At 62.1% G+C, this 25,124-nt stretch carries 31 protein-coding genes; 15 read left to right on the top strand and 16 right to left on the bottom strand.

From position 1 onward, the window contains the following. Positions 1–10 precede the first annotated feature (10 nt). Both ISS97_RS08740 and ISS97_RS08735 read right to left on the bottom strand, forming a co-directional pair. Positions 11–1,510, bottom strand: coding sequence for an FAD-dependent monooxygenase (locus tag ISS97_RS08740; protein ID WP_379985213.1), 1,500 nt, complete (start codon positions 1,508–1,510; stop codon positions 11–13). A gap of 272 nt (positions 1,511–1,782) precedes the next feature. Then, on the bottom strand, positions 1,783–2,259 hold the full coding sequence (locus ISS97_RS08735) for a hypothetical protein (protein ID WP_379985214.1): 477 nt from the start codon (positions 2,257–2,259) through the stop codon (positions 1,783–1,785). Between the two features lie 111 nt (positions 2,260–2,370). Here ISS97_RS08735 and ISS97_RS08730 point away from each other — a divergent pair, with 111 nt between their 5' ends. Next, positions 2,371–2,667, top strand: a complete 297-nt coding sequence (locus tag ISS97_RS08730; RefSeq protein ID WP_379985215.1) for a hypothetical protein — start codon at positions 2,371–2,373, stop codon at positions 2,665–2,667. 146 nt (positions 2,668–2,813) lie between these two features. On the opposite strand, the gene ISS97_RS08725 is transcribed toward ISS97_RS08730, so the two are convergent. Beyond that, entirely contained in the window at positions 2,814–3,542 is a 729-nt protein-coding gene (locus ISS97_RS08725) for a molybdopterin-dependent oxidoreductase (protein ID WP_404580076.1), read from the bottom strand. A gap of 19 nt (positions 3,543–3,561) precedes the next feature. After that, positions 3,562–4,494, bottom strand: a complete 933-nt coding sequence (locus ISS97_RS08720) for a cytochrome b/b6 domain-containing protein (RefSeq protein ID WP_379985217.1) — start codon at positions 4,492–4,494, stop codon at positions 3,562–3,564. A 368-nt stretch (positions 4,495–4,862) separates the two neighbouring features. On the opposite strand from ISS97_RS08720, the gene ISS97_RS08715 reads away from it, so the two are divergent. Continuing rightward, positions 4,863–5,468, top strand: a complete 606-nt coding sequence (locus ISS97_RS08715; RefSeq protein ID WP_379985218.1) for a dihydrofolate reductase family protein — start codon at positions 4,863–4,865, stop codon at positions 5,466–5,468. A gap of 77 nt (positions 5,469–5,545) precedes the next feature. On the opposite strand, the gene ISS97_RS08710 is transcribed toward ISS97_RS08715, so the two are convergent. After that, positions 5,546–6,511, bottom strand: a complete 966-nt coding sequence (locus tag ISS97_RS08710; protein ID WP_379985219.1) for an AraC family transcriptional regulator — start codon at positions 6,509–6,511, stop codon at positions 5,546–5,548. 95 nt (positions 6,512–6,606) lie between these two features. Between ISS97_RS08710 and ISS97_RS08705 the strand changes: the two genes are divergently transcribed. Beyond that, positions 6,607–7,440, top strand: coding sequence for an oxidoreductase (locus tag ISS97_RS08705; protein WP_379985220.1), 834 nt, complete (start codon positions 6,607–6,609; stop codon positions 7,438–7,440). A gap of 65 nt (positions 7,441–7,505) precedes the next feature. Here the strand turns inward: ISS97_RS08705 and ISS97_RS08700 are convergent, their stop codons facing one another. Continuing rightward, the gene (locus ISS97_RS08700; protein ID WP_379985221.1) at positions 7,506–8,135 is read right to left on the bottom strand and encodes a TetR/AcrR family transcriptional regulator; all 630 of its coding nucleotides are present in this window, start codon (positions 8,133–8,135) and stop codon (positions 7,506–7,508) included. A 66-nt stretch (positions 8,136–8,201) separates the two neighbouring features. Between ISS97_RS08700 and ISS97_RS08695 the strand changes: the two genes are divergently transcribed. After that, positions 8,202–8,741, top strand: a complete 540-nt coding sequence (locus tag ISS97_RS08695; protein ID WP_379985222.1) for a hypothetical protein — start codon at positions 8,202–8,204, stop codon at positions 8,739–8,741. Positions 8,742–9,266: 525 nt separating this feature from the next. Here ISS97_RS08695 and ISS97_RS08690 read toward each other — a convergent pair. Continuing rightward, a complete protein-coding gene (locus ISS97_RS08690; RefSeq protein ID WP_379985224.1) occupies positions 9,267–9,578 on the bottom strand; it encodes a hypothetical protein in 312 nt (103 codons plus the stop codon). 275 nt (positions 9,579–9,853) lie between these two features. On the opposite strand from ISS97_RS08690, the gene ISS97_RS08685 reads away from it, so the two are divergent. Both ISS97_RS08685 and ISS97_RS08680 read left to right on the top strand, forming a co-directional pair. After that, entirely contained in the window at positions 9,854–10,789 is a 936-nt protein-coding gene (locus tag ISS97_RS08685) for a GlxA family transcriptional regulator (RefSeq protein ID WP_379985225.1), read from the top strand. Positions 10,790–11,052: 263 nt separating this feature from the next. After that, positions 11,053–12,054: a VOC family protein gene (locus ISS97_RS08680; RefSeq protein WP_379985226.1), complete on the top strand. Its 1,002-nt coding sequence runs from the start codon at positions 11,053–11,055 to the stop codon at positions 12,052–12,054. 27 nt (positions 12,055–12,081) lie between these two features. Here ISS97_RS08680 and ISS97_RS08675 read toward each other — a convergent pair whose 3' ends face one another. The 7 genes from ISS97_RS08675 to ISS97_RS08645 all read right to left on the bottom strand — a co-directional run bounded on the left by ISS97_RS08675 (position 12,082) and on the right by ISS97_RS08645 (position 16,379). After that, positions 12,082–12,639, bottom strand: a complete 558-nt coding sequence (locus tag ISS97_RS08675; RefSeq protein ID WP_379985227.1) for a sugar O-acetyltransferase — start codon at positions 12,637–12,639, stop codon at positions 12,082–12,084. 88 nt (positions 12,640–12,727) lie between these two features. Then, on the bottom strand, positions 12,728–13,351 hold the full coding sequence (locus ISS97_RS08670) for a DJ-1/PfpI family protein (RefSeq protein ID WP_379985228.1): 624 nt from the start codon (positions 13,349–13,351) through the stop codon (positions 12,728–12,730). Positions 13,352–13,392: 41 nt separating this feature from the next. Beyond that, on the bottom strand, positions 13,393–13,752 hold the full coding sequence (locus ISS97_RS08665; protein ID WP_379985229.1) for a hypothetical protein: 360 nt from the start codon (positions 13,750–13,752) through the stop codon (positions 13,393–13,395). A 157-nt stretch (positions 13,753–13,909) separates the two neighbouring features. Next, positions 13,910–14,206: a hypothetical protein gene (locus tag ISS97_RS08660; protein WP_379985230.1), complete on the bottom strand. Its 297-nt coding sequence runs from the start codon at positions 14,204–14,206 to the stop codon at positions 13,910–13,912. Positions 14,207–14,343: 137 nt separating this feature from the next. After that, complete coding sequence (locus tag ISS97_RS08655; RefSeq protein WP_379985231.1) at positions 14,344–14,559, bottom strand: DUF3820 family protein; 216 nt, start codon at positions 14,557–14,559, stop codon at positions 14,344–14,346. After that, a complete protein-coding gene (locus tag ISS97_RS08650) occupies positions 14,556–15,488 on the bottom strand; it encodes a bifunctional helix-turn-helix transcriptional regulator/GNAT family N-acetyltransferase (RefSeq protein WP_404580074.1) in 933 nt (310 codons plus the stop codon). Before ISS97_RS08650 ends, ISS97_RS08655 begins: the two co-directional genes overlap by 4 nt. Positions 15,489–15,572: 84 nt before the next feature. Further along, positions 15,573–16,379: an NAD(P)H-dependent oxidoreductase gene (locus tag ISS97_RS08645; RefSeq protein ID WP_379985234.1), complete on the bottom strand. Its 807-nt coding sequence runs from the start codon at positions 16,377–16,379 to the stop codon at positions 15,573–15,575. A gap of 85 nt (positions 16,380–16,464) precedes the next feature. Between ISS97_RS08645 and ISS97_RS08640 the strand changes: the two genes are divergently transcribed. From ISS97_RS08640 to ISS97_RS08625, 4 genes are all read left to right on the top strand, one after another. Beyond that, positions 16,465–17,358, top strand: a complete 894-nt coding sequence (locus tag ISS97_RS08640) for a LysR family transcriptional regulator (RefSeq protein ID WP_379985235.1) — start codon at positions 16,465–16,467, stop codon at positions 17,356–17,358. Between the two features lie 110 nt (positions 17,359–17,468). After that, positions 17,469–18,077, top strand: coding sequence for a hypothetical protein (locus tag ISS97_RS08635; RefSeq protein WP_379985236.1), 609 nt, complete (start codon positions 17,469–17,471; stop codon positions 18,075–18,077). Between the two features lie 56 nt (positions 18,078–18,133). Beyond that, positions 18,134–18,733 (top strand): hypothetical protein, encoded by a 600-nt coding sequence (locus ISS97_RS08630; protein ID WP_379985237.1) that lies wholly within the window; start codon positions 18,134–18,136, stop codon positions 18,731–18,733. Between the two features lie 49 nt (positions 18,734–18,782). Then, positions 18,783–19,361, top strand: coding sequence for a hypothetical protein (locus ISS97_RS08625; protein WP_379985238.1), 579 nt, complete (start codon positions 18,783–18,785; stop codon positions 19,359–19,361). A 13-nt stretch (positions 19,362–19,374) separates the two neighbouring features. Here ISS97_RS08625 and ISS97_RS08620 read toward each other — a convergent pair whose 3' ends face one another. Further along, entirely contained in the window at positions 19,375–20,274 is a 900-nt protein-coding gene (locus ISS97_RS08620; RefSeq protein ID WP_379985239.1) for a LysR family transcriptional regulator, read from the bottom strand. A gap of 104 nt (positions 20,275–20,378) precedes the next feature. Between ISS97_RS08620 and ISS97_RS08615 the strand changes: the two genes are divergently transcribed. The 3 genes from ISS97_RS08615 to ISS97_RS08605 all read left to right on the top strand — a co-directional run bounded on the left by ISS97_RS08615 (position 20,379) and on the right by ISS97_RS08605 (position 23,430). Next, entirely contained in the window at positions 20,379–21,374 is a 996-nt protein-coding gene (locus tag ISS97_RS08615; protein ID WP_379985240.1) for an aldo/keto reductase, read from the top strand. A 474-nt stretch (positions 21,375–21,848) separates the two neighbouring features. Beyond that, positions 21,849–22,673, top strand: coding sequence for an NADPH-dependent 7-cyano-7-deazaguanine reductase QueF (gene queF / locus ISS97_RS08610; RefSeq protein ID WP_379985241.1), 825 nt, complete (start codon positions 21,849–21,851; stop codon positions 22,671–22,673). 154 nt (positions 22,674–22,827) lie between these two features. Next, positions 22,828–23,430: a hypothetical protein gene (locus tag ISS97_RS08605; RefSeq protein ID WP_379985242.1), complete on the top strand. Its 603-nt coding sequence runs from the start codon at positions 22,828–22,830 to the stop codon at positions 23,428–23,430. 159 nt (positions 23,431–23,589) lie between these two features. On the opposite strand, the gene ISS97_RS08600 is transcribed toward ISS97_RS08605, so the two are convergent. Next, positions 23,590–23,982 carry an acyl-CoA thioesterase gene (locus tag ISS97_RS08600; protein ID WP_379985243.1) on the bottom strand — a complete coding sequence of 131 codons (393 nt, stop codon included), beginning with the start codon at positions 23,980–23,982 and terminating at the stop codon, positions 23,590–23,592. Between the two features lie 57 nt (positions 23,983–24,039). Between ISS97_RS08600 and ISS97_RS08595 the strand changes: the two genes are divergently transcribed. Next, positions 24,040–24,405 carry an SMR family transporter gene (locus ISS97_RS08595; RefSeq protein ID WP_379985244.1) on the top strand — a complete coding sequence of 122 codons (366 nt, stop codon included), beginning with the start codon at positions 24,040–24,042 and terminating at the stop codon, positions 24,403–24,405. Beyond that, on the top strand, positions 24,395–24,727 hold the full coding sequence (mdtI, locus tag ISS97_RS08590; RefSeq protein ID WP_379985246.1) for a multidrug/spermidine efflux SMR transporter subunit MdtI: 333 nt from the start codon (positions 24,395–24,397) through the stop codon (positions 24,725–24,727). The genes ISS97_RS08595 and mdtI overlap by 11 nt, the downstream gene beginning before the upstream one ends. Positions 24,728–25,124: the final 397 nt, after the last annotated feature.

Genomic DNA, 25,124 nt, shown 5'->3' with positions numbered 1-25,124 from the left:
GGCAGGTGCGCTATGCCACGGCAGGCGGTCCGAACCAGGTGGTCAGCGCGTCGGCGAGTCCAAGATCTGTGCCTTCTCCCACCCATGCCACGTAGCCATCGGGCCGGATCAACACGGCGGTGGGAGCCGTGACTGTCCCCAGTGCCGGAAGCTCCCACGTGCCTGTGTATTCGGCGTCGATCGACTGAACCCGATCGGCCCAGGGCGTAATATCGAAGTGGCCGGGCTCGCCAAAGTTGAGTAGTACCGGACGGGCAGTGTGCAGCAGGGCGAAGACGCGCAGCGGGCCGTTGGCCGTGGCCAGGTCGAGATCGGGCATGCGGCGTCCGAGCAGCGGGTGCCCCTCGCCGAAGTCGTAGTGGATGCCCAGGCCGGACATCATCGCGGCGAACTGTTGGCGTGGCTCGTCCATCCCGAGGAGCTCGGCGATGGTCTCGCGCACTGCCTTGGTCCGTTCGTCCGGACGGCGAAGCGCGACGGCCGCCATGGTGTTGCGCAGGACGCGGGCCGCCACCGGATGGCGCTCGGCATGGTAAGTATCCAAGAGGCTTTCGGGCGAGGTTTGCTTGATCACCTGCGCCAGTTTCCAACCCAGATTCACCGCATCCTGCACACCGGTGTTGAGGCCATGTCCGCCATCCGGCGCATGCACGTGTGCGGCGTCGCCGGCCAGCAGGACTCGTCTGTCGCGGTAGGCCGCGGCCTGCCGGCTCATATCGGTGAACCGGGAAATCCAGGTGGGGTTGTGGACGCCGTAATCGGTGCCGCATGCGGCGATGAGTGCTTCACTGAGATCGCGCAGGGTGGGTTCGGTTGTGGGGCCGACGTGTGCTTCGGTCACCATGACGCCCACCGGTCCCTTATCGATGTAGATCACCTCGCCATCGCGGATTTCGTACTCCAGCCTGCCGAAGGAGTGGATGCCAAAAGCGTTGCGATGGATACCCCATGCCGGTTTCTCGGTCATCTCGACCTGGGCGATCAGCGCGCTCGTCGTCGGATCCCATCCCGGAAAATCGATGCCCGCGGCCTTGCGGATCAGGCTGCGCCCGCCATCGCATCCGACGAGATAGGCGGCGCGCAGCGACTGGCCGTCGGACAGCGCGACATCGACGCTGGTGTCGTCCTGCGCGAAGCCCGTCACCTCACATCCGCGATAGATCGTTACCGCGAGTTCGCCGACCCAGCCAGCGAGAATGCGCTCGATGTGGTTTTGCCAAAGCCCCAGTCCGTAGTTGTGTCGGGTGGGAAACCCGCTGATGTCCAGCGACACACCAGCGAACCCCGCGACCTGCGCCGTCTTCCCCTCCGCCAGGAACCGATCGGCGATGCCGCGCTGGTCGAGAACTTCGATCGTGCGCGAGTGCAGGCCACCGGCGCGCGAGCCCGCGAGATCCTGGCTGGCGCGGCGCTCGACCATCGCAACGTCGATGCCGGCCAACGCCAGCTCGCCCGCCAACATCAGCCCGGTCGGACCGCCTCCGACGATCACCACCGCATGCGCGCTCATCGCCATGCTCCGGCCGGTGACACGATGCTCGACGTCAATGCATCACATCGCTTGATACCGAATGTCTGCAACAACACGTTCATATCGCCACTCCTGATTTCGCAGGTTTATTTCGGCTGGCGATTGAGCGCCACGACCGGGGGCTTGCCGCAAGCCCCCGGTGGACTAAGATATTGATAGTGGCAAGAGCGGATTTTCCTCATGCCGGTTTCGTCCGCCACGGACGAACAGCCTTCCGGCGCAGCCGCGGAGCGCAAAGCACCCCACTCACTTCATCGGTTTGCCGGAGCAAATGTCTTCGGCACGTTGGCGTCGATCCAGTCGGTGATGAACACCTCGAGCGTCACGCGCGGCGGCACGTCGATACCGGCTTCCCGCACGAACGCAGCGGCTGCCTTTAGAAACGACTGCTTCGACACATTGGAAGCCTGCCGCGCCGCGGCCTGTTTCTGGCGGAGCTGGACGATATGCGCTGAAGGTCGGCCCGGTTTGGCGAATTTCTGATAGCGGCGCAACTCATCGGCCGCCAGTTCCGTGTCGAACGCCGCCTGCAGTCGTGCCTGCTGTGCTTTGAGCAGCTGGATCAGCCAGCCGGCGGCTTCCGTCAGCGAGCGGGTTCCATCCGGCGTCAAAAGTATCCCGGCCAATGACGAAGGCAATGAGGTCTCCGCAGTAGCAGGCGTTGCATCGGCGAGAAGCTCAAGCTGGCGCAGGAAAGCGGCGTGAGGGAAGGGCGTCTGCGTTGCCATGGGGAGCCTGATGCTGGGGAAGGTGGACGATAGATCTTGCTGGCGCGCGTCGCCAGCCATCGTGTGCAGTACCCTCGGCGCGACAAGCCATCCGCAACGGAGGTTAGTGATATGCGCGCACCAGCCGGTTCGATCGTGGGACTTTGTGCAGCCTCCGCCACCATGTGCGCGATAGGCATGGCGTTCCTGGGCTACTGGGGGGTGCACGAACCCACACCATGGCACTGGAACGAGGTGTTGGTGGTCATCCTGGCTTTCGCGGGTTTTGCGGTGCTGGCAGCGACGCCTTGGATCGTCACTACGCCGGTCGAGGATGAGAGCGCTGAGCGTGTCGTTGCCGCCAGGCGCACGTTTGCCATCGGTACTGCCTTGATCTGGCTGGCTGCGCTGGTTGCCGTTTTTGGGTAGGCGTGGGTGTCAGGTGGTTGGGGATGGCTTACGTCTGGTGTCGTAAACACCCCTCTGTTTAGCCGAACTGACGGTGAGTTTCGAGCCGGCTTTCAGCGCAAGGCGTGTGCGAGTTTGGAAGGTCAGCCTTGGGTTGCGACTGCGTATTAGATGCCGGCATACCATTCGTAGCCTTGATCCTCCCAATAACCGCCCTGACCGTCGCCGATATCCTCGAACGAACTGACCAGTTCGATGCGGGCCAGGTATTTCGCCTGTTTGTAGCCGAGCTGACGCCCAATTCGCAGGCGAAGTGGAGCGCCATTCGGCACAGGCAGCGGCTTGTCGTTCAATGCGAAGGCCAAGAGGGTTTGCGGATGTCTGGCCTCGGCGATGTCGATGCTCTCGTAGTAAGGCGTGTCTTCTTCCATGTCGTCAAAGCAGTGGAACACCACAAAGCGTGCCCGCGGATCGACGCCAACGTGATCGAGCACGGCGGAAAGCAGCGTTCCCTGCCATTTCCCGATGGCGCTCCAGCCCTCCACGCAATCGTGCCGGGTGATTTGCGTGCACATGTTGAGGCGCTTGAGGTCGTCAATCGAAAGCATGGCCGGCCGGCTCACCAACCCGTCCACCTGTAATTTGTAATCGCGAAAATGGTTGGCCATCAGAGCCTGATAAGCAGGCGTGGTCGGCATGGTGGTGCCATTGGGATGGAACACCGCCGATATGTCGGCTTCGGTGTATTCCTTTGCCATGCTGCTGGATGGCGATAGCAAGGCTTGCACGCGGCGATTCAGGCCCTCCGCTTTGCCGAGCACTTTAGGGCCCCACACGGTTCGTGAAATGCGGTCGCAGCCGGCAACGAGGATGCCAGCCGCGCCCACGATGGCCATACGCAGGAACGATCGGCGGTCAGTCATGGGGGCGTTCCTCCGGCGGTGCGGATTCACTGGGAGTGTCCTGACTCGGAGCACTCGTCTCGACGTGCGTGGTGCTGATCGCGAAGTAGCCGGTGATCATGCCCCTCAGCTGGTTGAATACGCCGCTGATCAACACTTCGAAAAGATGGATCAGTACAAAAACGACGAAGCCCCAGGCGATGATGAAATGGATGGTCCGGGCTGATTGCCGACCGCCGACGGCTTCGACCATGGGCGAGAGCACAGCATCCATGCGTGGTGACATGGCCAGACCCATCAGCACGATGCCCACACCGAATACGAAGATCACGATCAGGTAGGCAAGCCGCTGCAGAATGTTGTAGCGCAGCGCCTCTTCACCGTGCGGGTGTTTAAAGCGCAGATGATCGACAATGGAGCGCCCTATGCCGCGCCAGTCTGCCCCGGTGGGCCACAAGTCTCGTTGCAAGTGTCGCGTCGCCATGGCGTAGCCGACGTAGCACAGCCCGTTCAGCACAAACACCCAGGCAAAGAAGAAATGCCAGCGGCGCCCCATCGCCAGCCACTGCGGGCCGGGTACGGTGAGCCAGGATGGAAACCCGCGCACTTGAGGGTTGCCATCCTTCCCGCTCGAGACGCCAAGCACGCCGGTAGTGACGAACTCATGCCGCCCGATACGCGTCACACCCACCAGGTTTCCCGCCGCATCGTGGCGGGCGTCCAGGGCCAGAATTTCGGTCCCTTCGTCGGATCGATTGCCCCAGTACAGGCTCGGGTGCGCGTTGAAGATCTGCAGTCCGCTGAAGAGCATCAACGTCAGTGCAACAACATTGATCCAGTGCATGATCCGAATCGGCAGCGAGTGCCGATAGATGACCTTGCGCGATTCCGAAACCGCGAGGGGAATCGGAGGAGATACACCAGCATCAAGGCCTTCCGCACTCATAGCCATACTCCAAGGAAGCAGGGCAAACCGAACGGCACGCGGATGAGTTTACTCGCGCCTCGGGCCTGGCGCGCCGATTTCGTCAGGGTCTTTGGAAAGGCCGGACTGCGCCCCGGCTTATTGGCGCAGACATGCCACTGCCGAACCTCGACATCCTGGATGCTCCCCGAGCATGGTTTGATGGGTGCCGGTCCCCCAAATTTTCCGGACGACTTGTCGAATTCGGTTTCCGTCGTTCGACGTGATAGCGAAGGCCGGCAATGGCTCGGAGCCGGCATGATCGTGATTCGCTGCGTTTGGCGAAAACGAGTGGCCGGAACCGATGGATTTGGCCCGCTCCTGGGTCGGACTGGCGCGAGGAGAAAGCAATGAGGAAGTTGATCCTGTCCATGGCTATGTCGCTCGATGGCTTCGTAAGCAGTGCCGATGGCAACAACCAATGGGTATTCAGCGGTGACCAGGATGCCATAGCCTGGAAGGTGGAGAACATGTGGAACGCCAGCCTGATCATCATGGGCAGCCGTTCCTTTCAGGACATGGCCCCGTTTTGGCCAACGTCCACCATGGTGTTCGCGCCGCCGATGAACCAGATCCCCAAGGCGGTCTTTTCAAAACGGGGGCCGGCGATTCTGGAGACGGCTGCCAAGGGAATCAGGGACGCCCAGGCCGGGCAACTTCAACCCGGCGCGGAAAGCTGGGCGGAGGCTTACGTGGCCAGCGGCGACCTGGCCGAGGAAATCGCCAGGTTGAAGGCTAAGGACGGCAAGCCGATCATCGCCCTTGGTGGCGCCAGCTTCGCGCGTAGCCTCGTCGCCCAGAACCTGGTCGATGAGTACATGCTGATGGTCTATCCGATCGTGTTGGGCAAAGGCCTGCCGATCTTCTCCGACCTGCCTGCGCCGAGGCCGCTCAAACTGGTCAGCTCGAAGGTCTTTCCGCTCGGCTCGATGGCACAGATTTATCGGCCAGCCTGACCGTGTCTGAAAGCGAGCGCTCAGTACGGGGCGCGGCATGGCCACCATTCTGCACTCAGAGGTCGTGCCGTACCGTTTCAATGTGATGAAACGTAATCCGACGCCGCTTGCTCAGGAGGTATCGCAAAGGCCTCCCTCATGCGCCTCACTTCCGCCAGGGGTGGCAGACCGAAGAGCCGTTTGAACTCTCGATTGAATTGCGACGCGCTGGCATACCCCACGGCATAGCCAGCTGCCTCCGCCGTCATGCCTTGGCGAACCATCAACAGGCGGGCCTGATGCAGGCGCGTCGACTTCAAGTACTGCATCGGCGAGGTTCGGGTTACCGACCTGAAATGGCTGTGGAACGTGGGCACGCTCATGTCAGCCTCTCTGGCCAGTTGCGCCAGATGGATCGGCTGGGCATAGGCAACGTGGATGTGGCGAAGTGCCTTTCCTATCTTGCCGAATGGCCCCTGCATTCCCAGGGCTGAGCGAAGCGCCGCGCCCTGGGCACCGGTGAGCACGCGGAAATAAAGTTCGCGCAAGAGACCTGGCCCGAGAATCGCTGCGTCCAATGGTTGGCTCATGGCCTCCAGGAATCGCAGAACGGATCTCCGCAGCGCCGAGTCCATCGGGCTGGACATCATGCTGAGCGGCGCATCCTGAGCAAGGGGCGATGGATGATGAGCGATCTGGATCATCAGATCGGCGGCCATCCGAAAGTCCAGATGCATATAGATGGCCAACAAGGGGCGCCCAGGAGTGCCATCGGATTCCATGGTGAACGGGACTGGCACGGCGACAGCCAGGTAATGCTGCTCGTCGTAAACAAAAACCTGGTCGCCAAAATATCCGCGCTTGCGACCCTGGCACACGATCACGATGCCGGGGTCGTACAAGACCGGCGTCCGGGACAGGGCGCGATCCGAGCGCAGGATGCGCACGCCAGGCAGCGCCGTAAGGTTGTATCCCTCCTGCGGTGCGAGCAGGAGGGCAAGGTCCGCCATGCGCCGGCTTTCGTCTATCGGCTCAAGACCCTTCGCGGGGATGCGGCGGCTCATAGGAATGGGCAAGAAGTCCAGAAGATCTGGCGTAAAAGATGCCTCCGCCAATGGTTATTGTGCAAGCCACATTCGCGAGCCAGAGGACCATCGCCATGTCGGCAACCCAAACTTTGCTAATTACCGGGGTCACTAGTGGCTTCGGCAGAGCCTTGGCACAGGAAGCGCTGACGATGGGTCATCGCGTGGTTGGCACCGTGCGAAGTGAGCAGGCGCGTCATGAGTTTGAAGCGCTTGCGGCAGGAGATGCCATCGGGCGTGTTCTCGATGTCACTCACTTCGATGCGATCGATGGCGTTGTTGCCGACATCGAGAAGACCGCTGGGCCCGTCGACGTGTTGGTCAACAACGCTGGGTATGGACACGAAGGCATTCTGGAGGAGTCATCGTTGGAAGAGATGCGGCGACAGTTCGATGTGAATGTCTTTGGCGCCGTGGCCATGATGAAGGCCGTGTTGCCCTACATGCGTCGTCGACGCAGGGGACATATCCTCAACATCACGTCGATGGGTGGCCACAACACGCTGCCTGGCATTGCCTACTACTGCGGCAGCAAGTTCGCGCTGGAAGGTATTTCCGAAGCCGTCGGCAACGAAGTGAAGTCGCTTGGCATTGCGGTGACGGCGGTGGCTCCTGGCTCGTTCCGCACCGACTGGGCCGGACGTTCGATGGTCCGGGCGCCTCGTTCCATTCCTGATTACGACGGACTGTTCGATCCGATCCGTGAGGCGCGCAAGCAAAAGAGCGGCAAGCAGCTTGGAGATCCCGCAAAAGCAGCGCGAGTAATGCTCGATGTGATCGCCAGCGACTCGCCACCAGCGCATCTATTGCTCGGAAGCGATGCGATCGATCTGGTTCGGCAGAAATTGTCTTTGCTGACCGCGGAGATCGACCGATGGGAGGCCGTCACGCGCTCGACGGATGGTTGACGAGGCAGGCCGAATTGCCGCCAAGCACCAGAGCAATGCCTGTCGCGGACCGCGATGCGCGCAGACTAGCGTGCGCCGGAGGGCGCCAGCCTTTTCAGTCCACTCGCCACGATGTCGCTGAAGACTTTGGGATCGCCATAGGCCCTTGCCGCCAACATGGCTCCATACACCATGGCCATGAACGACTCCGCCTCCTGGCGGGCGGATCCCTGCAATTGAAAGCGCCCCAGTTGCGCGCCTCGGGTCATCACGAGTTCCAGCCAATTGGACAAGTCGCGAAAGTGCGCGCGCACTTCGTGAGCAAGGTCCGCAGGCAGCGTTGGCAATTCGCTGGCGAGCATGCCCGCTACACAGAACGGCGCGGAGGCATCGGCAATGCACTTTTCCCAATATCCGGTGTACATGCGGAGCTGCTCATCGGGATCAAAGGCACTGCCGTCGAGCGCATGCGCCTGCTCCACGATAACCGCACGGGACTGTTCCACCACCGCCTTCGCCAGATCGGACTTGGCCGGGAAGTGGTGGTGGATGCTCGCCTTGCGTACCTGAACCTCTTCGGCGACATCGGCGTAGCTAAAGCCGTTGTATCCGCGGGTCTGGATGAGGTGGCGGGCCGAATCAATGAGTTTCTGTTGCGTTGTCATTGAGGCCATTCTACCACTAGGTAGACCACTCGAAGGCTCATGGCTTCCCATAAGACCTTCTTGACATAAGAATCTACCTACTAGTAGGTTGTCATCTCTTATCCACGGACACTCCCCATGAACTCGCTTCGTAACTTCTATTTCCTCCGCGCCGGCGCCGCCTTCGCCTGGGTTGCGCTCGCTTCCCTTTCAGCGTCGGCGCCGGCGCTCGTGGTGGGCGCGCTGCTCGTGATCTATCCCGCCTGGGATGCGCTCGCCAATGTGATCGACGCGCAGCGAAGCGGAGGGCTTCAGGTCAATCCCGGTCAGAAGTTCAACGCACTCACCAGCATCGTCACCGCGGCGTGCATGGCCGTCGCCTTTGCTCTGCGCGGCAACGCAGGCGGTGTGCTGGTGTTCGGCGTCTGGGCGCTCCTTGCAGGCCTGTTCCAGCTGGCAGTGGGCATTCGGCGCCGCAAGCTTGGCGGCCAGGCTTTCATGATGATCAGCGGTGCGCAGTCGGCCCTGGCGGGCGTTTTCTTCGCCGCCAAGTCTTTCGGAGCGGCGCCCACTATTGCCCAGCTAGCGCCCTACGCTGCGTTCGGCGGCCTGTACTTCCTGTTGTCCGCGCTCTGGCTGACTTTCAAGCGGAACCGCACGGATGTGGCTATCGGGTGATCGTGGCAATCCGGCGGCCATGTCCGTTCTTCGCTTGATGGCATGGGACGGGCTTGCCGGTTGATGGGCGATCTATGGAGAGGAGTCGCCCATGAGGTTCACGAGGCTGGCCTGTCCGCTTTGAATCGGAAGCAGACATTGGCGCCGTCGAACGCTGGCGCGCGAATGAGCGACTGCCTCCGCAAGACACTCTCAGGGCGAGTGTCTTCGGGGCTAAGGGGCCTGCTTACTTCGCGTTCCGCTTCTTTTCCTGCTTGGCTGCCTTCTTTTCCTTCATCGTTTTGGCCGGCTTTTTCTTTTCGCTTTTCTTTGAATCCATACCCTTGCTCATGTCACTTCCTCGGTCATGGTCATAGTCTGTCGAGTCGCGCCTTGGACGTCTCATTCCCAGGTTGCCGTGGCGGCATCTCGCGAGCGGTAGATCGCAGCCAAACTGCAAATCCGTAAAGCTCTACAGATAGGGATCTTCGCACCATCGCAAAGATCCCAGGTCAATCCTGACGAACTGTCAGGCTTTCACTGGCACTACGGCAGCCTGAACTTGCGAGTGGCGCGCAGCGGCCAGATGGATGTGAAGCGGGTGCCGCCTGCTACGCGGAAGGCGGCTGAAACGCCGTTCAGAACGCCCAATTCTTCCAGAACGTCTTTTGCGCGCCGAAAGGAATGTCGCGGGTCAGATGCGAGCATGAAAAGATTGATCTCCTTGGGGCTGACATCGTAGCCCTCCAGTTCGACGGCATTGCCCAATGCCGCCTTCAACTTGCCCTCCATCGCTGCGAGAAAGGCTTCATCGGCCAGAGACTTGCGCCAGAACTTGATGACAAGCTGATAATCCATCGGGTGATTGTAGGCCCAACTGCCCCATAGGGCGGCCCTAGCGGGTGCCATCCTCAGTTCGGATGGAACGTCAGATTCTCCATATGCGCATGTTGACCCCGCTACTGAGGTTACTGTGCACCACCAGTCCATTTTGGCCCGCTATAGGTCGACAGCAGTCGTCGCCAGATTGTCCGGCAGTCCAAAAGCAGCGCAAGACTTCGTCGATCAGCTTGACGCCCGCCTTGCAGTTACGCCACTTTCGCGGATCTGGATTGAGTCATGCGACTGCCACTATGCGACGCGAGATCGCCATCGTCGTTTTTCCGGGTTTTCAGCTGCTGGATGCCGCTGGCCCGGTCGCCGTATTCGAGATGGCGGAACGTTTCCGGCCGGACAGCTACGCGGTCAACATGCTCGCCCCTGGCGGCGGGGTTGTGCGCAGTTCGTCGGGTGTGTGCCTGACGGCTGCACCGATTGAGCAGAGGCGTTTCGATACGGTGATCGTATCGGGCGGCAACCTGGCGCAGGTCGAGGAGAATCAGGCGGACATTGTGGCCTGGCTCGGTGATGATGCGTGGCGCCGGGCGGCGGGCGTTTGCTCCGGGGCGTTCTTCCTGGCAGAAGCCGGGTTGCTCGATGGTCGGCGCGCTACCACCCATTGGGCCGCGGCCGAGCGCTTCCGGCTGCGCTATCCGGACGTGCGGCTCGATGCCGACCGAATGTTTGTCAGGGATGGCAATGTGTGGACCTCGGCAGGCATTTCGGCAGGGATCGATTTGGCGCTGGCGCTCGTCGAAGACGACCTTGGTCCCGGCATCGCGCGACGCACGGCTCAGCAGCTAGTCGTGCACCAACGACGGCACGGTGGTCAGTCGCAGTACTCCGCATTGGTGGAGCAGGGCGGCAAGACCGGGCGGTTCGGCGACCTGATCAACTGGATGCGCGCGCGCATTGCCGAACCGATGACGGTCGAGCGACTGGCTGAGCGCGCCGCGATGAGTCCCCGCAACTTTGCTCGTGCCTTTGTGGCCGAGATCGGTGCGACGCCGGCGAAGGTGGTGGAAGGCCTGCGGCTGGAGGCCGCCCGCATCGCGGTCGAGACCAGCCACCTCAACCTGGACCACATTGCCGCGTCGACGGGTTTTGGCGATTCGAGCCGCATGCGACGCGCCTTCGTCCGCGCCTTCGGCATGTCGCCCCAGTCGCTGCGCCGAAGCGTGGGCGCCTGATTGCAGTGAGTCGCACACAGGGGTGTGCGGCGCGAAGCACCGCATAGGCGCGGAGCCCCTTCGCGCTGGCCGTTTTTGTCCGGAAATTGTCCTTGCGGGTGCCGGCCGGACCGACCATAAAAGGGCGCCTTGGAGTACTTCGGCCGATCGGCATGTGCGTCGATTGGCTGGTTGATCCGGCATCGGCGAACCGTTGCAGCGAGCGTCATGGCATCCGCGGCTTGCCCAAGAGAACCATCACCGTCTTTCACATGAGGATTCGCATGCGCTCGATCCTGTTTGTTTCGGCATGGCTGCTGTGTCTGGGGGCCGCGCAGGGCGCGACATCGGCACCCACACTCGCACCCGCACCGGCCTCCACCACGCGACTCGACCACATCCTGCTCTGGGGACGCGGAATCGATCAGGTCACGTCGGTCATGGCGGTCAAGCTGGGCTTCCAGGTTCGGCCCGGGCGTGATCCCGGTGGCGTGGCCAACCGCTATATCCGGTTCTCGGACAGCAGCTTCATCGAACTGCTCGGCATCACCCGGCCCGACCCCACGTTCGATCCGGGTATGAAGGAAGACCAGCAGGCGCTGAAGGGCGGGCCAGGCGCGCGCGCCTTCGGTTTCCGTTCCTCATCGCTCGATGCGATCCATGGCTCGTTGCAGGCATTGCACTACGCGGTCACGCCGTTCTTCTCCGGCCCTGACAGCGCAAAGCCGGGCTGGCGCCTGTTCGCGTTCGACCATGCGCCGTTGTCGAGTAGCACTTTCTTCATCGACTACGCCGCCGACTACGCCCCCGACCAGTTCGACCCCGCCAATACCGGTGACTACCGCGCGACGCGCGAGCATCCCAACGGGGCGCGCGAGCTCTCGTCGATATGGCTGGTATCGGCCGATGCCGATGCCGATCGCCGGCAGCTCGAGAAGATGGGCTTCGGCCACGCGGTGCCGGTGAAGCTGCCCGCGGTCGGCGCGAAGGGATTCTGCGTGCCGGTCGGTCCGACCGCGCTGTTGGCGCTCCAGCCCGACGGCGCGGGCCTGGCCGAGCAGACCATGACGAGCGGCGGTCCGCGCATTCTGGGCGTGAGCTTCGGGGTCGCCGACATCGGGCGTGCGCAGCGCTGGGCCGAGCGCGGCTACGAGCGCAAGCTGGCGACTTACCGCGGCCCGTTTGGCGAATCCATTCTCGCGCCCACGCAGGATGATCTCGGCTTGTCTATCGAGTTCCACGCGATGCAGCGGAGCAGTTCGCCTTGTTCGGCGGCAAGTCTTTAGAGCACACCTGACCAAATCACCGGGTGTTTAGCCACCGACGGAGCGAATGAATCGCGCTGGATTTCCTCCGACCAGGCTATTCGGGGGAACATCTTTGGTGACTACCGAGCCTGCAGCAACAACCGAGTTCTCACCCACCGTCACGCCACCGATGATGGTTGCGCCGGCTGCTATCCAGACGTTTCGTTCAATCACGATGCGCTTTCCGATGGTGACGGACCGGCGCTGCGACGGGTCTAAAGGATGGCCCGTCGTGATGAGACTTACATTTGGCCCGACCATCACATCGTCCGCGATGTGGAGGCCACCAAGATCGTAGAAGGTGCAGTTCTGATTGATGAAAACATTTCGCCCTACGCGAATTTCGTCGCCGCCGGCGGTGTAGAAGGGCGGAATCAGCATGAAGCTCTTATCTACCGGCTGACCGATGAGCTCGCCGAACAAGGCGCGAATGTCGTCAGCATCGTTGAACGTCAAACGGTTGAGTGCGGCGGTGATCATTCCCGCTCGTTTGACATTGGCCACCATCTTCGCGGATTCCGGCGTTTTCCCTTGGACTATCTTGGTGCGATCGTCATTCGTCATTCGGTATTTCCGTATCCATGCCGACCACAGGTTTGGCTTGATTTCGCCATGTGTGCTTCGGGTCGGAAGCCTACATCGAACGCCTGGACTAAGCCGCGCCGCGAGCTGGCATCGTCTCTAAATAGGGCTCAATGTTCTTGAGCGCATTAGCAACAAAGGCCTCTTTCTCCCCAACGGGGGCGACGTAGTGAAGCGCGTCAGCTGCGGCTTCCAGTCCAACGCTCCGCGCAATGATCCAGCCGGCCAGGTAAGCAGACGCAAAACAGCCGCCCGCGGTAGCCACGTTGCCGCGGGCAAAGAACGGTTGATTGAGAACCTCTACACCGGCTTCTTCTACCCAGGGTTTGGTGGTGAGGTCCGTACACGCCGGGACATTACCCAATAGTCCAAGTTTGGCCAGGATCAGCGTACCCGAGCATTGAGATGCGATCAGTTGGCGATCTGGCTGCAGCTTGAGTCGACCCATCAATTCGGGATGACTGACGATCTGCCGTGTCTGGATTCCGCTGCCGACAATAACGGCGTCGGCTGAGGCGGCGTCCTCGAGGGTGGACTGAGCGCGTACTGTCACGCCATTCATGGACGTAACCTCGGGCTCCGGGCAGGAAATCGTGACTCGCCAGTCCGGCCTCTTGATCCGATTCAAGATGCCGTAGGCGATCAGTGAGTCGAGCTCGTTGAATCCCTGGAACGTAAGAATGGCGATGTGCATGGGCGACGATGTCCGTGAATGTGTTGCGACGTCTCGCGCATCTAGGCCGAGCACAAGAGGTTCAGAGTCATCTTGCGCACAGTGGCTTGCGTTGGAGTATCGAGGGTGCCGGAGGCGTCAACGTTGTACGCAGGACAGTCCGCGTTCTCTTCGCGATTGTCCTTGATGGCGCATTCGGCTCTGAGGTTGAAATCCACGTGGCCTTTGTCGCTTGACCTGACGACAGAGACATTCCGGCATGTCTCCAGCGCCCGTGCCAACACCATGTCGTTGTGCAGTACGAACGCAAGCAATCCATCGTCGGTTCTCAAGTCTTCGCTGGCGAAGCTGGCGGAAAAGGGCCAGAGGGCAGCGAGGAGAAACACCGGAACAATGGATGCCGTACGAACCCTTCCCTTCATTGTCATCTCCCGGAGCAAGCTTTTTTGGGGTCGCTGGCGAATAGCCAGCCGTGGATCTGGTTGATCGAACTTAGACCAAGCTTCTGCTGCGTGAGTGGCTTAACCAGGGCGAGAAAGTGTTCGTTTTGGTCCAGAAGCGGACATCCGTAATCCTTTCTCATTGCCAAGCTGAGTAGAGCAAGAATCCTGCAAGTGGAATGTAGAAAGCCAGCATCACACGTGCGACATAGAGGCCGATTCGCACGAACTGTCCGAAGTCGCGCCCTGGAAGATCGCCGTCAAAAAGCATTTCCAAGATCGCCATGGAAGTCTCCATGCCTATAGGCAGATTTCCGTTCTCGTCACCAGCCTCGAAGTAACGGGGTATCTGCCGACTAATCTTGGCCAACACGGCTCTAGCAAGGAAGTGGAAAATGAATACGTAGAGCACCATGACGAAGATGGCGCCTCTCATGCTAAATGGCCAAGAAAAGTCGGGCATTGATTACCTTTCAGTTAGCCGCGCAGCAAATATCCGCTACGGGTCGAAAGCAGGCGTAACCACGCTTGTGTTGCCAACGGAAAACCCCAAGTCCGCATACGCCGGTCCATCTACTGACGCTTTCTCAGCGGATCGAGCAGCGGCTTCAAGCCGTTGTGATCCAGCTCGAGGGCCAAGGCGAGCAGGTTGCCGAGATTGCCGGGCGGGAAGCCTTTGCGCGCATACCATGCCAGATAGGCGCCGGGCAGGTCGGCGATAAGGCGGCCCTGATACTTGCCATAGGGCATGGTCATGGTGACCAGCCATTGCAGGTCTTCAGGTTTCAAAGATCGCGCCTCCAGATTTGCCCCACCAGATCATGCCCAAAACTGTGGTGGCGTTCTTCTTTGACCAGCGCAAAGCCTGCGGCTTCGTAGATGCGGCGGGCTGAGGTGAGGATGTCGTTGGTCCATAGCAGCATGCTGGTGTAGCCGGCGGCTTTGGCGAAGGCCAGGCATTCATCGACGAGGCGTTTGCCGACACCGAGGCCGCGTGCTTTCGGATCGACGAGCAGGCAGCGCAGTTGTGCGGTGTTCGGGTGTTCCTCGTTGCGGACGACGAAGACGCAGCCGACGCGCTCGCCATCGACTTCGGCGATCCAGCAGCGCTCCGTGGCGGGATCGTGCTGGGTGGCGAACCGTGCGAACAGGGTGGCCACCAGGGCTTCGAAGTCCTGGTTCCAGCCGAATTCGTCGGTGTAGATTCGGGCGTGGCGTTCGATGGCCCAGCCAATGTCGCCGGCACGGTAGGTGCGAATGGTCAGCGTGCCGTCGCCTGCTTCGGGCGACAGCGTACGCTGGAGGTCCTGCATCAAGGCCAGGACGCGCGCGCGGCGCGGTGTCGACAGGCCCGAAAGATGTGCCGCGGCGACCGCGTGAGATTTCCGATCGAGGTCGCGGAAGGTCTTGCGTCCCTCGGCGGTGAGGGAGAGCACGATCTGGCGGCCGTCTTCGGGCGATGACTCGCGGCGGATGAGTCCCTGCGAAGCGAAGTTCTGCACGATGCGGCTCAGATAGCCGGCATCCAGACCCAGCACATCGCCGATCTCGCGCGCTGTCACCGTCTTGCGGGTACCCAGCTCGAACAGCACCCGCGCCTGCGTCAATGTAAACGGACTGGCGAGAAGCCCCTCGTCGAGAACCCCGATCTGGCGGGTGTAGAACCGGTTGAAGCCGCGAACGGTTTCGGCCTGAGCAGTCAGCAGATCATCGGTCATGGCGCACCTCGTGACGGCGAGGCGCCAGTTCACCCCATATAGTTGACCGAGTCAACTATATGGGGTGGCGAAAACAGAGGCTTGTCAGCCCTTCGCGGCGACGCGGAGTGCGGGCGGTGCGACGTGCGCGGCGAAGCCGACTTCGCCCGGCGTGATGTCGGCGCGCAGGGTGCATTCCGGGATGTCGTAGGCACCGGCGTTCTGCGGGTGAAACGGAATCGGCAGTGTCTTCCATAGGTCATCGAGGCGATGGCCCAGCGCATCGCAAATCGTCGAGAAGCGCGTCTCGTCGGTGCGGCCGGTGCGATAGACCACGTACGGCGGCAGCACATCGAAGCCAGGGTAGTAGAGGATGCCGTGCTGGATGGGAAACAGCAGGTCGTCGATGGGGCCGTTGATGCCGCGCGGGCTGTAGTGCGATTCCCAGCCGCCGGCGGTGACGATCAGCATGGCGCGTTTGCCGGCCAGCGTGCCTTCGCCGTAGCGATTGCCCCAGCGCGTGTCGGAGTGTTCGCCCACGCCATAGCCGAAGCCGTAGGCGTAAACGCGCTCCACCCAGCCTTTCAGGATCGCCGGCATCGAGAACCACCACATCGGAAACTGCAGGATGACGGCATCGGCCCAGCGCAGCTTGTCCTGTTCGCGCGCGATATCCGGGGTTTGCAGGCCGTTCTCGAAGGCGTGCTTGGAGTCGCGCTCCGGGTGGAAGGGTTCGCCGTCCTTTCGTTCCAGCGTGTCGTCGGCGTCGAGCGTGGCTTTCCACTGCATCGCGTACAGGTCGGAAACCTGCACGGTGTGACCGGCCGCTTCGAGGCGCTTGACGGTGAAATCCTTGAGCGCGCCGTTCAACGACTGGGGCTCGGGGTGGGCGTAGACGAGAAGTACATGCATGGCGGAACCCTCAGGCTTGGACGAGGGCAAACTAGGGTGCCGACAGGTATATTGGAAATGAATTTCCAATATTTCAGGTATAGCGATGAATAATCTTCGCCGGCTGGATCTGAATCTGCTGGTCACGCTGGATGTGCTGCTGTCGGAGCACAACGTGACCCGCGCAGCGCAGCGTCTGAACTTCTCGCAGCCTTCAGTAAGCGTCCATCTGGCCAAGCTGCGGGATATCTTCGGCGACCCGCTGTTGCTGCCGGGGCCGCGCGGCATGCGGCCGACGGCACGGGCCGAAGCATTGCGTGAACCTTTGCGGCTGGCGCTCGATGCGCTGGAAAGCGCAGTGTCGCCTGCAAGCCCTTTCGATCCCGCCAAGGCCAGCGATACCTGGCGCGTTGCCGCATCGGACTACGGTGAATCGACCATCGTGTTGCCTGTCTTGCGCGGGTTGCGTTCGGTGGCGCCCGACACCCGGCTGGCGGTGCTGGAACTCGCGCCACAGCGCATCGCACGACAGGCGGAGCAGGGCGAGATCGATCTCGCGTTTCACACCACCGATGGGGCGCCCTCCGGTATGCGGCGCCGACCCCTGTTTACGGAGCGGTATGTGCTGGTGGGACGCGCGGGCCATCCGCGCCTGAAAAGGCGGCCGACGCTCGCGCAGTTCTGCAAACTCGATCATGTGATCGTGTCGCCGGATGGCGGGGGCTTCGGAGGTGTCACTGACGAGGTACTCGCCCAGACGGGTCTGAAGCGGCGGGTGGTGCTTTCAGTGCCGCACTTCCTGTTTGTGAGGTCGGTGCTGGCGAATACCGATCTGGTGGCGATGCTGCCGGCGCGACTGGTCCGCGATGTCAGCGCGCTGCAGGTGGTGGAGCCCCCGGTGGAGGTGCCGGGTTACCAGATGGCGATGCTGTGGCATGAACGCTCCCATCGCGACCCGGCGCATCAGTGGCTGCGCGAGTACATTGCCGGCGCGGTGTGATTCGCGTGGTGTTGCCCAAGAGTGGCCTAGCGCCGGGCGCGTAAATGGCTCTTCCCGTCCCCGTCGAGGGGGCGCACTTTTTGCGCTGGCTTCCGATGGAAGGTGGGCGCATGGCTTTCTCCCGTTCGCTGGCGCGCCGTGGCGCGTTGATCGTTGTCTTCGCCGGCATCGGTGCCGGGTGTTTGCTGGCGGCGCCAACGCCCGCCATGCCGGCGGCCGATGCGGTGGCCAAGCCGGCGCCGGCCGTCGACCACGTGCATGACTTCGATGGTTTTTTCGGTGCCTGGCATTCGAAGCAGCGCCGTTTGAAGGAGCGGCTGGCGGGCAGCAAGGAGTGGGTGGAGTTCGAGGGGACACAGGTGGTCCGCCCGTTGCTCGATGGGCGCGGCAACATGACCGAGAACGTGTTCACCATGCCGGACGGCACCGTGCATCGCGGTGTCACGCTGCGTGCTTTTGATCCGGTATCGAAGCAATGGTCGATCTGGTGGCTGGATGGAAACGATCCCACCAAGATCGATGTGCCGGTGGTGGGCCGTTTCGAGAACGGCATAGGCACCTTCTATTCGGATGACAGCTTCAACGGAAAGCCGATCAAGGTCCGCTTCCAGTGGTCGCATATCACGCCCACCACGCTGCAGTGGGAACAGGCCTATTCGGCCGATGGCGGCAAGACCTGGGAGACGAACTGGATCGCTTATTTCTCCCGCACGAGTTGAGTCTGGCGGCGCTGCCTGGTGCCGATGCTCCCCCTCCTTATCCCCAAGGTGAAACCATGCAGACCGACAATCCCGATCGTCGCCGCGTCATCCAGTGGTCGCTCTCGGCGCTTCCGGCACTCATAACGCTGGGCAGTGTGGATCTGGCCTTTGCGGAAAGCGCGACCAAGTCATCGGCAGGCGGGCAGGGCCCGCAACATGACTTCGATTTCTTTCTCGGCGACTGGCATGTCAAACATCGCCGGCTGAAGCATTGGCTGGTGGGCAGCGACGAGTGGGAGGAGTTCGACGGCAGCACGAAGTGCCAGTCGCTGCTCGGCGGTATCGTCAATTTGAACGAGAGCGTGGTGAACCGCGCGGGCGGCACCTATCGCGGCATGGGGCTGCGCGCCTTCGATGCAAAGACCAACACCTGGGCCGATTGGTATCTCGACGGGCGCAATCCCACGAGCATCGATGCGCCGGGTCTGGGCCGCTTCATCGACGGTGTTGGCACGTTCCTCTCCGATGACACCTTCGACGGCAAGCCGGTCAAGCTGCGCGGCCTGTTCAAGCCGATCGACCATGCGACCTGCCAATGGGAGCAGGCGTACTCCGCCGACGGGGGCAAGACCTGGGAAACCAACTGGGTGATGCGCTACACGCGCATGGCTTGATCGGATCGGCTTCGACGACTCATGGCGGGAGCGACAGATGGCGGCTGACATGAAAATCCGTTGGCTCGGCGTGCTATGCGCGGCGAGCCTGATCCTGGGTGCCGGTGATGTCTTCGCGCAGACCGGTGCGGGCAAAGCAACCGCTCCCGCCCAACGCGACGGGCAACACGATTTCGATTTCCACATCGGCACCTGGAAGACCCACGTCAAACGGCTGCTTCATCCTTTGAGTGGCTCGCAGGCATGGGCCGAGTACGACGGTACCACCGTGGTGAGCAAAGTGTGGGATGGCCGCGCCAATCTGGTGGAGCTGGAGGCCGATGGCTCAGCCGGGCATCTCGAGCTGCTGTCGCTACGCCTGTACAACCCGCAGGCGCATCAGTGGAGCCTCAATGTTGCCAGCAGCAAGGGCGGCACTTTGGGCACGCCCACGATTGGCGAGTTCAAGAACGGGCGTGGCGAGTTTATCGATCAGGAAACTTTCAATGATCGCGCGATTCTCGTGCGCTTCGTGATTTCAGACATCACGGCGGACTCGTGCCATTTTGAGCAGGCGTTTTCCGATGACGGCGGCAAGACGTGGGAAGTGAACTGGGTCGCAACGGATGTGCGGGTAGGAGTGAAGTAAGCAAGGCTGGGGATCAGCGTATGTCCTTTAGCCTCTCCGCCAGCCAGTCGATGAATACACGCAAGCGCAATGGTTGCTGGCGCTGGCGAAGGTACAGCACGTTCAGCGGCAGCACGGGAGGCGGAAACGCCGGCAACAGCTCACGCAGATCGCCGCGGGCCAGCGCGGGGCCGATGCGATAGCGCGGGAACTGCGCAATGCCAAGGCCCGCCTCACAGCAGGCGAGGTAGGCGTCAGCGCCGTTGACCGTGACCTGCGACGGCATGATCACCTCGCGCAGCTTGCGCCCGACCCGGAATTCCAGCGGTGTGGAACGACGGGTGTTGGGTGAGGCCCAGTTCACCGCGACGTGTCCTTCCTGCAGTGCGGCCAGGGTTTCGGGCATGCCGTGCTTTTTTACATAGGCGGCGCTGGCCACGGTGATCTGTTCCAGCGTCGCGACGCGGCGCGCGACCATGCTCGAATCGCCTAGTTCGCCGGAGCGCAGCACGCAGTCCACGCCCTCCTGCACCAGATCCACAAAACGGTCGCTGGTGCCGATGTCCAGCTCGATCTGCGGGTAGCGCGCAAAGAAGGCGGGTAGCGCCGGCACCAGCAGATGCCGCGCCAGCGTGCCCGGTACATCTACACGAATGCGTCCTTTCGGCTGGATGGCCGCTTCGCGGAAATCCGCTTCGACCTCATCCAGGTCCGCCAGCAGGCGCACGCAATGGCCGTAATACATCTCGCCGTCGCGGGTGGGGCGGACGCTGCGGGTGGTCCGTTGCAGCAGGTGCGCGCCCAGCCGCGCCTCCAGCCGCTTGATGGTGTGGGTGAGGGTGGCGCGCGGCAGGCTGAGGTCGTCGGCGGCGCGGGTGAAGCTGCCGAGTTCAACGATGCGCGTGAACACCCGCATGGCTTGGAGCTGGTCCATGGATTGTTGGCCATTATGAAACAGATATGTCGATTATTGAGCATTTATCGACAGGCTGTGCAAGCGCAGCATAAGCGCACTTTCCCACCACCGGAGTCCATCTGATGCAAACGCGACTGCTCGGCAAACACGGTCCCAAGGTTTCCGCCCTCGGCCTGGGCTGCATGGGGATGAGCGAGTTCTACGGCGTGCGCGACGACGCCGAATCCATCGCCACCATCCACCACGCACTGGAACGCGGCTTCAATCTGCTGGATACGGCCGACGTCTACGGCCCGCACACCAATGAGGTCCTGGTCGGCAAAGCGATCCGCGATCGCCGCGACCAGGCTTTTGTCGCCACCAAGTTCGGCATCGTGCGCCGACAGGACGACCCGCAATTTCGTGGCGTCAACGGTAGCCCCGACTACGTGCGCACCTCCGTCGAAGGCAGCCTCCAGCGGCTGGGGATCGACCATATCGATCTGTATTACCAGCACCGCACGGATATCAAAGTGCCGATCGAGGAGACCGTCGGCGCCATGGCCGAACTGGTGGCCGCTGGCAAAGTGCGTTATCTCGGCCTGAGCGAAGTCTCCGCTGCCAACCTCGAACGCGCACATGCAGTGCATCCCATTGCCGCGGTGCAGAGCGAATTCTCGCTGTGGACACGCGATCCGGAAGAGAACGATGTGCTGGCAACCTGCCGTCGCCTAGGCATCGCCTTCGTCGCCTATTCCCCACTGGGACGCGGTTTCCTCACTGGTGCCATCACCACACCCGATGATTTCGAAGCCGACGACTACCGCCGCAGCAGCCCGCGCTTCCAGGGCGAAAACTTCGCCCGCAACCTGGTCCTGGTCGAGAAGGTCAAACAACTCGCCAACGACAAAGGCTGCACCGCTGCACAACTGGCGCTGGCCTGGGTGCTGGCACAAGGCGACGACATCATCGGCATTCCGGGCACCAAGCGCCGGGACCGTCTCGATGAAAACCTCGGCGCGCTGGATGTGAAGCTCAGTGCAGACGAACTCGCCGCCATCGACGCGATCTTCCCGGCAGATGCTGTAGCGGGGCCTCGTTATACGGAGGCGATGATGAAGTTTCTCAATAACGCTTGAGGTTGAGAGGGCGTCGCAAGGGCTTACCCCACCCCAACCCTCCCCTGCGAGCAGGGGAGGGGGCAGAAGAAAAAAAGGCGATGCGTAAGCGAGCCCGTAACGGGTCCCCTGTGGAGCGGTGAGGGTTGGACGAAAAGGCCCCGAAGGGGGCGTCGGCATGGATGCCGACGCCTTTTCGACAGGACATGGATGTCCTGTCGAAAAGCCCGGCCAACCCTCACGAACTCGGAGGGCGAAGCCCGGAGGGCGCGCAAGAGGGGTGCCTTTTCTTTTGGTTACTTTTCTTTGGGCAAGCAAAGAAAAGTAACTCGGCCTCCGGCAGGAGGACGAAACCCCGCCGCAGGCGGACCCGTGCGGGGCAACGCGACAACCGAGCGACAACGCCACTGGATCCCTGCCTACGCAGGGATGACGAAGTAGGAGAGTGTGTCGCCAGAACACGTTCCCCGCCGCGCATTCCACTAAAATGCCCGCATGACAACCCCCGAACACTCCCCCCTCGGCAAAACCACCATTTACGCCGACCGCTACGACCCCAGCCTCCTGTTCCCCATCCCCCGCAGCCTCAAGCGCGAGGAAATTGGCGTAAGCGAGCCGCTGCCATTCCATGGCGTCGATATCTGGAACGCCTATGAGCTGTCCTGGCTGGATGCGCGCGGCAAGCCGATAGTGGCACTGGCTGAGTTCCGCGTGCCGGCGACGTCGCCGAACATCATCGAGTCGAAGTCGTTCAAGCTCTACCTCAATGGTTTTGCGCAGGAACGCATCGCGAATGCGACGGCGTTGATCGATACGCTGAGCCGCGATCTCTCCGCCGCGGCGGGCGCCACCGTGGATGTGCTGCTCAGCGCGGCGAGCGCGCAGGGTCACAGCATCGCCGATCTGGATGGCGAGCTGATCGATATGCTGGAGATCGATATCGACGACTACGGCCCACCCAAGGCGGACTATCTGCGTACGGGCGCGCCGGGCGATGTGGTGGAGGAGACGCTCGTGTCGAATGTGCTGCGCTCCAACTGTCCGGTGACCGGGCAGCCGGACTGGGGCAGTGTGCAGATCCGCTATCGCGGCGCGCGCATCGATGCAGCGGGTTTGTTGCGTTATCTGGTGTCGTTCCGCAATCACAATGAGTTCCACGAGCAATGCGTGGAGCGCATCTATGTGGATGTGATGGCGCGCTGTGCGCCGCAGCAGTTGAGCGTCTACGCGCGCTACACGCGGCGTGGTGGATTGGATATCAATCCATTCCGCAGCAGCGTGGATGCGGTGCCGGACAATCCGCGCGGCGCGCGCCAGTAAGCTGAATTGATACGAACGCATTCGTAAAGGCGATGTCGTCGCCGGATATCTGGCTAACCATAACTTCATGCCAGGAGTCCTAGTTTCTGTGACTTGGGGGCGGCCGGTTTCCAGTTCCGGTCGCTAATGACTCATCGACCTAAAGGATGCCGCCATGAAATCTTCCATCCCCCACGTCGCCCTGTACGCCACCACGCTTGCCGGTCTGCTAATGCTCAGCGGCTGCGGCAAGCACGAAGAGACGCCGCCGGCCGCGAGTGCGCCTGCCGCACCGGCAAGCACCCCGGCCACCACACCGCCAGCGAATCCGGCACCGAGTAGTACCGCGCCCGCGCCGAGCAGCACGACCAATTCACCAGCGACGAAGCCGGCTACCAGCGGCACGTCGCCGACGACGGCGGTGCCCGCCAGCACGGAATTCCGTATCGCGGCGGTGACGATCGGCAACCAGGTTGCCGACGATCATCGCGTCAGCGAAGCCAGGAACCGATTCGCGCCGAGCGACAAGGCCATCTATGCCAGCGTAGCTACTCAGGGCAATACGAACGGTGTCACGCTCAACGCCACCTGGACGTATCTGGATGGCCAGGCGCGGCCGATCACCAGCACCAGCCAGTCGATCGCGACCGATGGTCCGGCGGTGACGACGTTCGAGGTGCGCAACCCGAGCCTGTGGCCGACCGGTAAATATCAGGTAGTGATTTCGCTTGACGGCAAGGCGGTGAGTACGCAGGGCTTCGAAGTGTCGAAGAGCTGAGCGGGGCGATAGAAACGCCGCGGGCCGGATCCGGCTTGCGGCGTTTTTTATGCGCGGAGTTTCAGGTTGGCGCGCGCCTGCCTTGTAGGAGCGCACCCTGTGCGCGAAAGCTCGGCGAGACGAGTTCTGGCGAGGTCAGGTCGCCCACAGGGTGGGCTCCTACGGTGCCAGTGCGGGTACGTGAGTAGGTGAGCCGTTGGAGTCGAGCGCGACCATCACGAAGCGGCCGGTGGTGCAGACGCGGCGGTCGCCGGTAAGCGGATCTTCGGCGGTCATTTCCACTTCGACGTGCATGGAGCTGCGGCCGACGCTGACAATGCGCGCCACCAGTTCCACCAGCTGACCTTTGCGCACGGGCACACGGAAATTCACTTCCTCCGAGCGCGCGGTGACGACGGTGCGACGGGCGTAGCGCGAAGCGACGATGAAGGCGGCCTTGTCCATCCACGCCAGCGCCTGGCCACCGAACAGCGTGCCGAGGTGGTTGGTATGGTCGGGGAAGACCATCTCCAGCAGGCGGGCTTCGGGCAAGGGGCTGGTGGGCTCGGTCATGGCGGGTCCTGGGGGTGTGAGCGGTTACGATGGCCGAAAACGCAAAAGGAGGATGCGATGCGTTATTGGCTTTTCATGGCGGCCGCCATTCTGACCGAAGTCGCCGGCACCTTGGCGATGAAATACGGCGCCCATCACGACACCCGCACCGCAGGGCTGGCGGTGATGTACGCGATGCTCGTGCTCTCCTACACCACACTTGCGCTGGCGGTGAAACGCATTCCGCTGGCGGTGGCCTATGGCGCGTGGGAGAGCCTGGGGCTGGTGCTGATCACGCTGTGCAGCGCGTGGTTGTTCGCCGAGTCGCTCAACCTGACCAAGGTGGTGGCGATCGCGGTGATCATCGCCGGCATCGTGCTGCTGGAGCACGGTACGGAGGAGGCGCCGCGCCGGCCGAGCGAGGGTGGGCATCATGCTGCCTGAGTTCGTGCCCATCCATTTGCTGTATCTCGCCATCGCCATTGCGCTGGAAGTAGTGGCGAATGTGTTGATGAAGTTGTCGCATGGGTTTGAGCGCAAGGGGCCGGCTGTTGCTGCGATCGCCTGTGCATTGGCGGCGTTTACGGCGTTGAGCTATGCGATCGAGGGTATTCAGTTGTCGGTGGCTTATGGGGTTTGGGGTGGGGTGGGGCTGATGGCTACGGCGGTGCTGGGAATGGTGATGTTTGGGGAGAGGTTGCGGGGGAGTGGGTGGTTGGGGTTGGGGTTGATCATGCTGGGTGTGATGTTGATGAAGTTTGCTTGACGCCTATCGTTCGTCATCACCCTCCCGGCCGTCATCCCTGCGTAGGCAGGGATCCAGTAGTGGTGTGCTTCGGTTGTCGCGTTATCGCGACCGGGCTCGCCTGCGGCGGGCTTCCGCCTCGCTGCCGCGAGTCGGGTCACTTTTCTTTGTTTGCCCAAAGAAAAGTAACCAAAAGAAAAGGCACCCCTCTTGCGCGCTCTCCGGGCTTCGCCCTCCGAGTTCGTGAGGGTTGGCCGGGCTTTTCGACAGGACATCCATGTCCTGTCGAAAAGGCGTCGGCATCCATGCCGCCGCCCCCTTCGGGGCCTGATCGTCCAACCCTCACCGCTCCACAGGGGACCCGTTACGGGCTCGCTTACGCATCGCCTAGTAAAGCTTCTGCCCCCTCCCCTGTTTA

It is taken from the genome of Dyella koreensis (assembly GCF_044904565.1).
GTDB lineage: Bacteria > Pseudomonadota > Gammaproteobacteria > Xanthomonadales > Rhodanobacteraceae > Dyella_D > Dyella_D koreensis.
Note: the sequence above shows the minus strand (reverse complement) of the source record. Positions and strands in the feature narration are given on the sequence as shown.

Coding starts and splice junctions, on each gene's coding strand:
- ISS97_RS08615 (WP_379985240.1), top strand. CDS start 20,379: ATGCAAACGCGACTGCTCGGCAAACACGGTCCCAAGGTTTCCGCCCTC.
- ISS97_RS08680 (WP_379985226.1), top strand. CDS start 11,053: ATGCGCTCGATCCTGTTTGTTTCGGCATGGCTGCTGTGTCTGGGGGCC.
- ISS97_RS08660 (WP_379985230.1), bottom strand. CDS start 14,206: ATGAGAGGCGCCATCTTCGTCATGGTGCTCTACGTATTCATTTTCCAC.
- ISS97_RS08625 (WP_379985238.1), top strand. CDS start 18,783: ATGAAAATCCGTTGGCTCGGCGTGCTATGCGCGGCGAGCCTGATCCTG.
- ISS97_RS08725 (WP_404580076.1), bottom strand. CDS start 3,542: ATGGCCATCGTGGGCGCGGCTGGCATCCTCGTTGCCGGCTGCGACCGC.
- ISS97_RS08705 (WP_379985220.1), top strand. CDS start 6,607: ATGTCGGCAACCCAAACTTTGCTAATTACCGGGGTCACTAGTGGCTTC.
- ISS97_RS08640 (WP_379985235.1), top strand. CDS start 16,465: ATGAATAATCTTCGCCGGCTGGATCTGAATCTGCTGGTCACGCTGGAT.
- ISS97_RS08645 (WP_379985234.1), bottom strand. CDS start 16,379: ATGCATGTACTTCTCGTCTACGCCCACCCCGAGCCCCAGTCGTTGAAC.
- ISS97_RS08730 (WP_379985215.1), top strand. CDS start 2,371: ATGCGCGCACCAGCCGGTTCGATCGTGGGACTTTGTGCAGCCTCCGCC.
- ISS97_RS08720 (WP_379985217.1), bottom strand. CDS start 4,494: ATGAGTGCGGAAGGCCTTGATGCTGGTGTATCTCCTCCGATTCCCCTC.
- ISS97_RS08740 (WP_379985213.1), bottom strand. CDS start 1,510: ATGAGCGCGCATGCGGTGGTGATCGTCGGAGGCGGTCCGACCGGGCTG.
- ISS97_RS08620 (WP_379985239.1), bottom strand. CDS start 20,274: ATGGACCAGCTCCAAGCCATGCGGGTGTTCACGCGCATCGTTGAACTC.
- ISS97_RS08685 (WP_379985225.1), top strand. CDS start 9,854: ATGCGACGCGAGATCGCCATCGTCGTTTTTCCGGGTTTTCAGCTGCTG.
- queF (WP_379985241.1), top strand. CDS start 21,849: ATGACAACCCCCGAACACTCCCCCCTCGGCAAAACCACCATTTACGCC.
- ISS97_RS08735 (WP_379985214.1), bottom strand. CDS start 2,259: ATGGCAACGCAGACGCCCTTCCCTCACGCCGCTTTCCTGCGCCAGCTT.
- ISS97_RS08600 (WP_379985243.1), bottom strand. CDS start 23,982: ATGACCGAGCCCACCAGCCCCTTGCCCGAAGCCCGCCTGCTGGAGATG.
- ISS97_RS08675 (WP_379985227.1), bottom strand. CDS start 12,639: ATGACGAATGACGATCGCACCAAGATAGTCCAAGGGAAAACGCCGGAA.
- ISS97_RS08695 (WP_379985222.1), top strand. CDS start 8,202: ATGAACTCGCTTCGTAACTTCTATTTCCTCCGCGCCGGCGCCGCCTTC.
- ISS97_RS08710 (WP_379985219.1), bottom strand. CDS start 6,511: ATGAGCCGCCGCATCCCCGCGAAGGGTCTTGAGCCGATAGACGAAAGC.
- ISS97_RS08665 (WP_379985229.1), bottom strand. CDS start 13,752: ATGAAGGGAAGGGTTCGTACGGCATCCATTGTTCCGGTGTTTCTCCTC.
- ISS97_RS08595 (WP_379985244.1), top strand. CDS start 24,040: ATGCGTTATTGGCTTTTCATGGCGGCCGCCATTCTGACCGAAGTCGCC.
- ISS97_RS08715 (WP_379985218.1), top strand. CDS start 4,863: ATGAGGAAGTTGATCCTGTCCATGGCTATGTCGCTCGATGGCTTCGTA.
- ISS97_RS08690 (WP_379985224.1), bottom strand. CDS start 9,578: ATGGATTATCAGCTTGTCATCAAGTTCTGGCGCAAGTCTCTGGCCGAT.
- ISS97_RS08700 (WP_379985221.1), bottom strand. CDS start 8,135: ATGGGAAGCCATGAGCCTTCGAGTGGTCTACCTAGTGGTAGAATGGCC.
- ISS97_RS08670 (WP_379985228.1), bottom strand. CDS start 13,351: ATGCACATCGCCATTCTTACGTTCCAGGGATTCAACGAGCTCGACTCA.
- ISS97_RS08650 (WP_404580074.1), bottom strand. CDS start 15,488: ATGACCGATGATCTGCTGACTGCTCAGGCCGAAACCGTTCGCGGCTTC.
- ISS97_RS08605 (WP_379985242.1), top strand. CDS start 22,828: ATGAAATCTTCCATCCCCCACGTCGCCCTGTACGCCACCACGCTTGCC.
- ISS97_RS08630 (WP_379985237.1), top strand. CDS start 18,134: ATGCAGACCGACAATCCCGATCGTCGCCGCGTCATCCAGTGGTCGCTC.
- mdtI (WP_379985246.1), top strand. CDS start 24,395: ATGCTGCCTGAGTTCGTGCCCATCCATTTGCTGTATCTCGCCATCGCC.
- ISS97_RS08635 (WP_379985236.1), top strand. CDS start 17,469: ATGGCTTTCTCCCGTTCGCTGGCGCGCCGTGGCGCGTTGATCGTTGTC.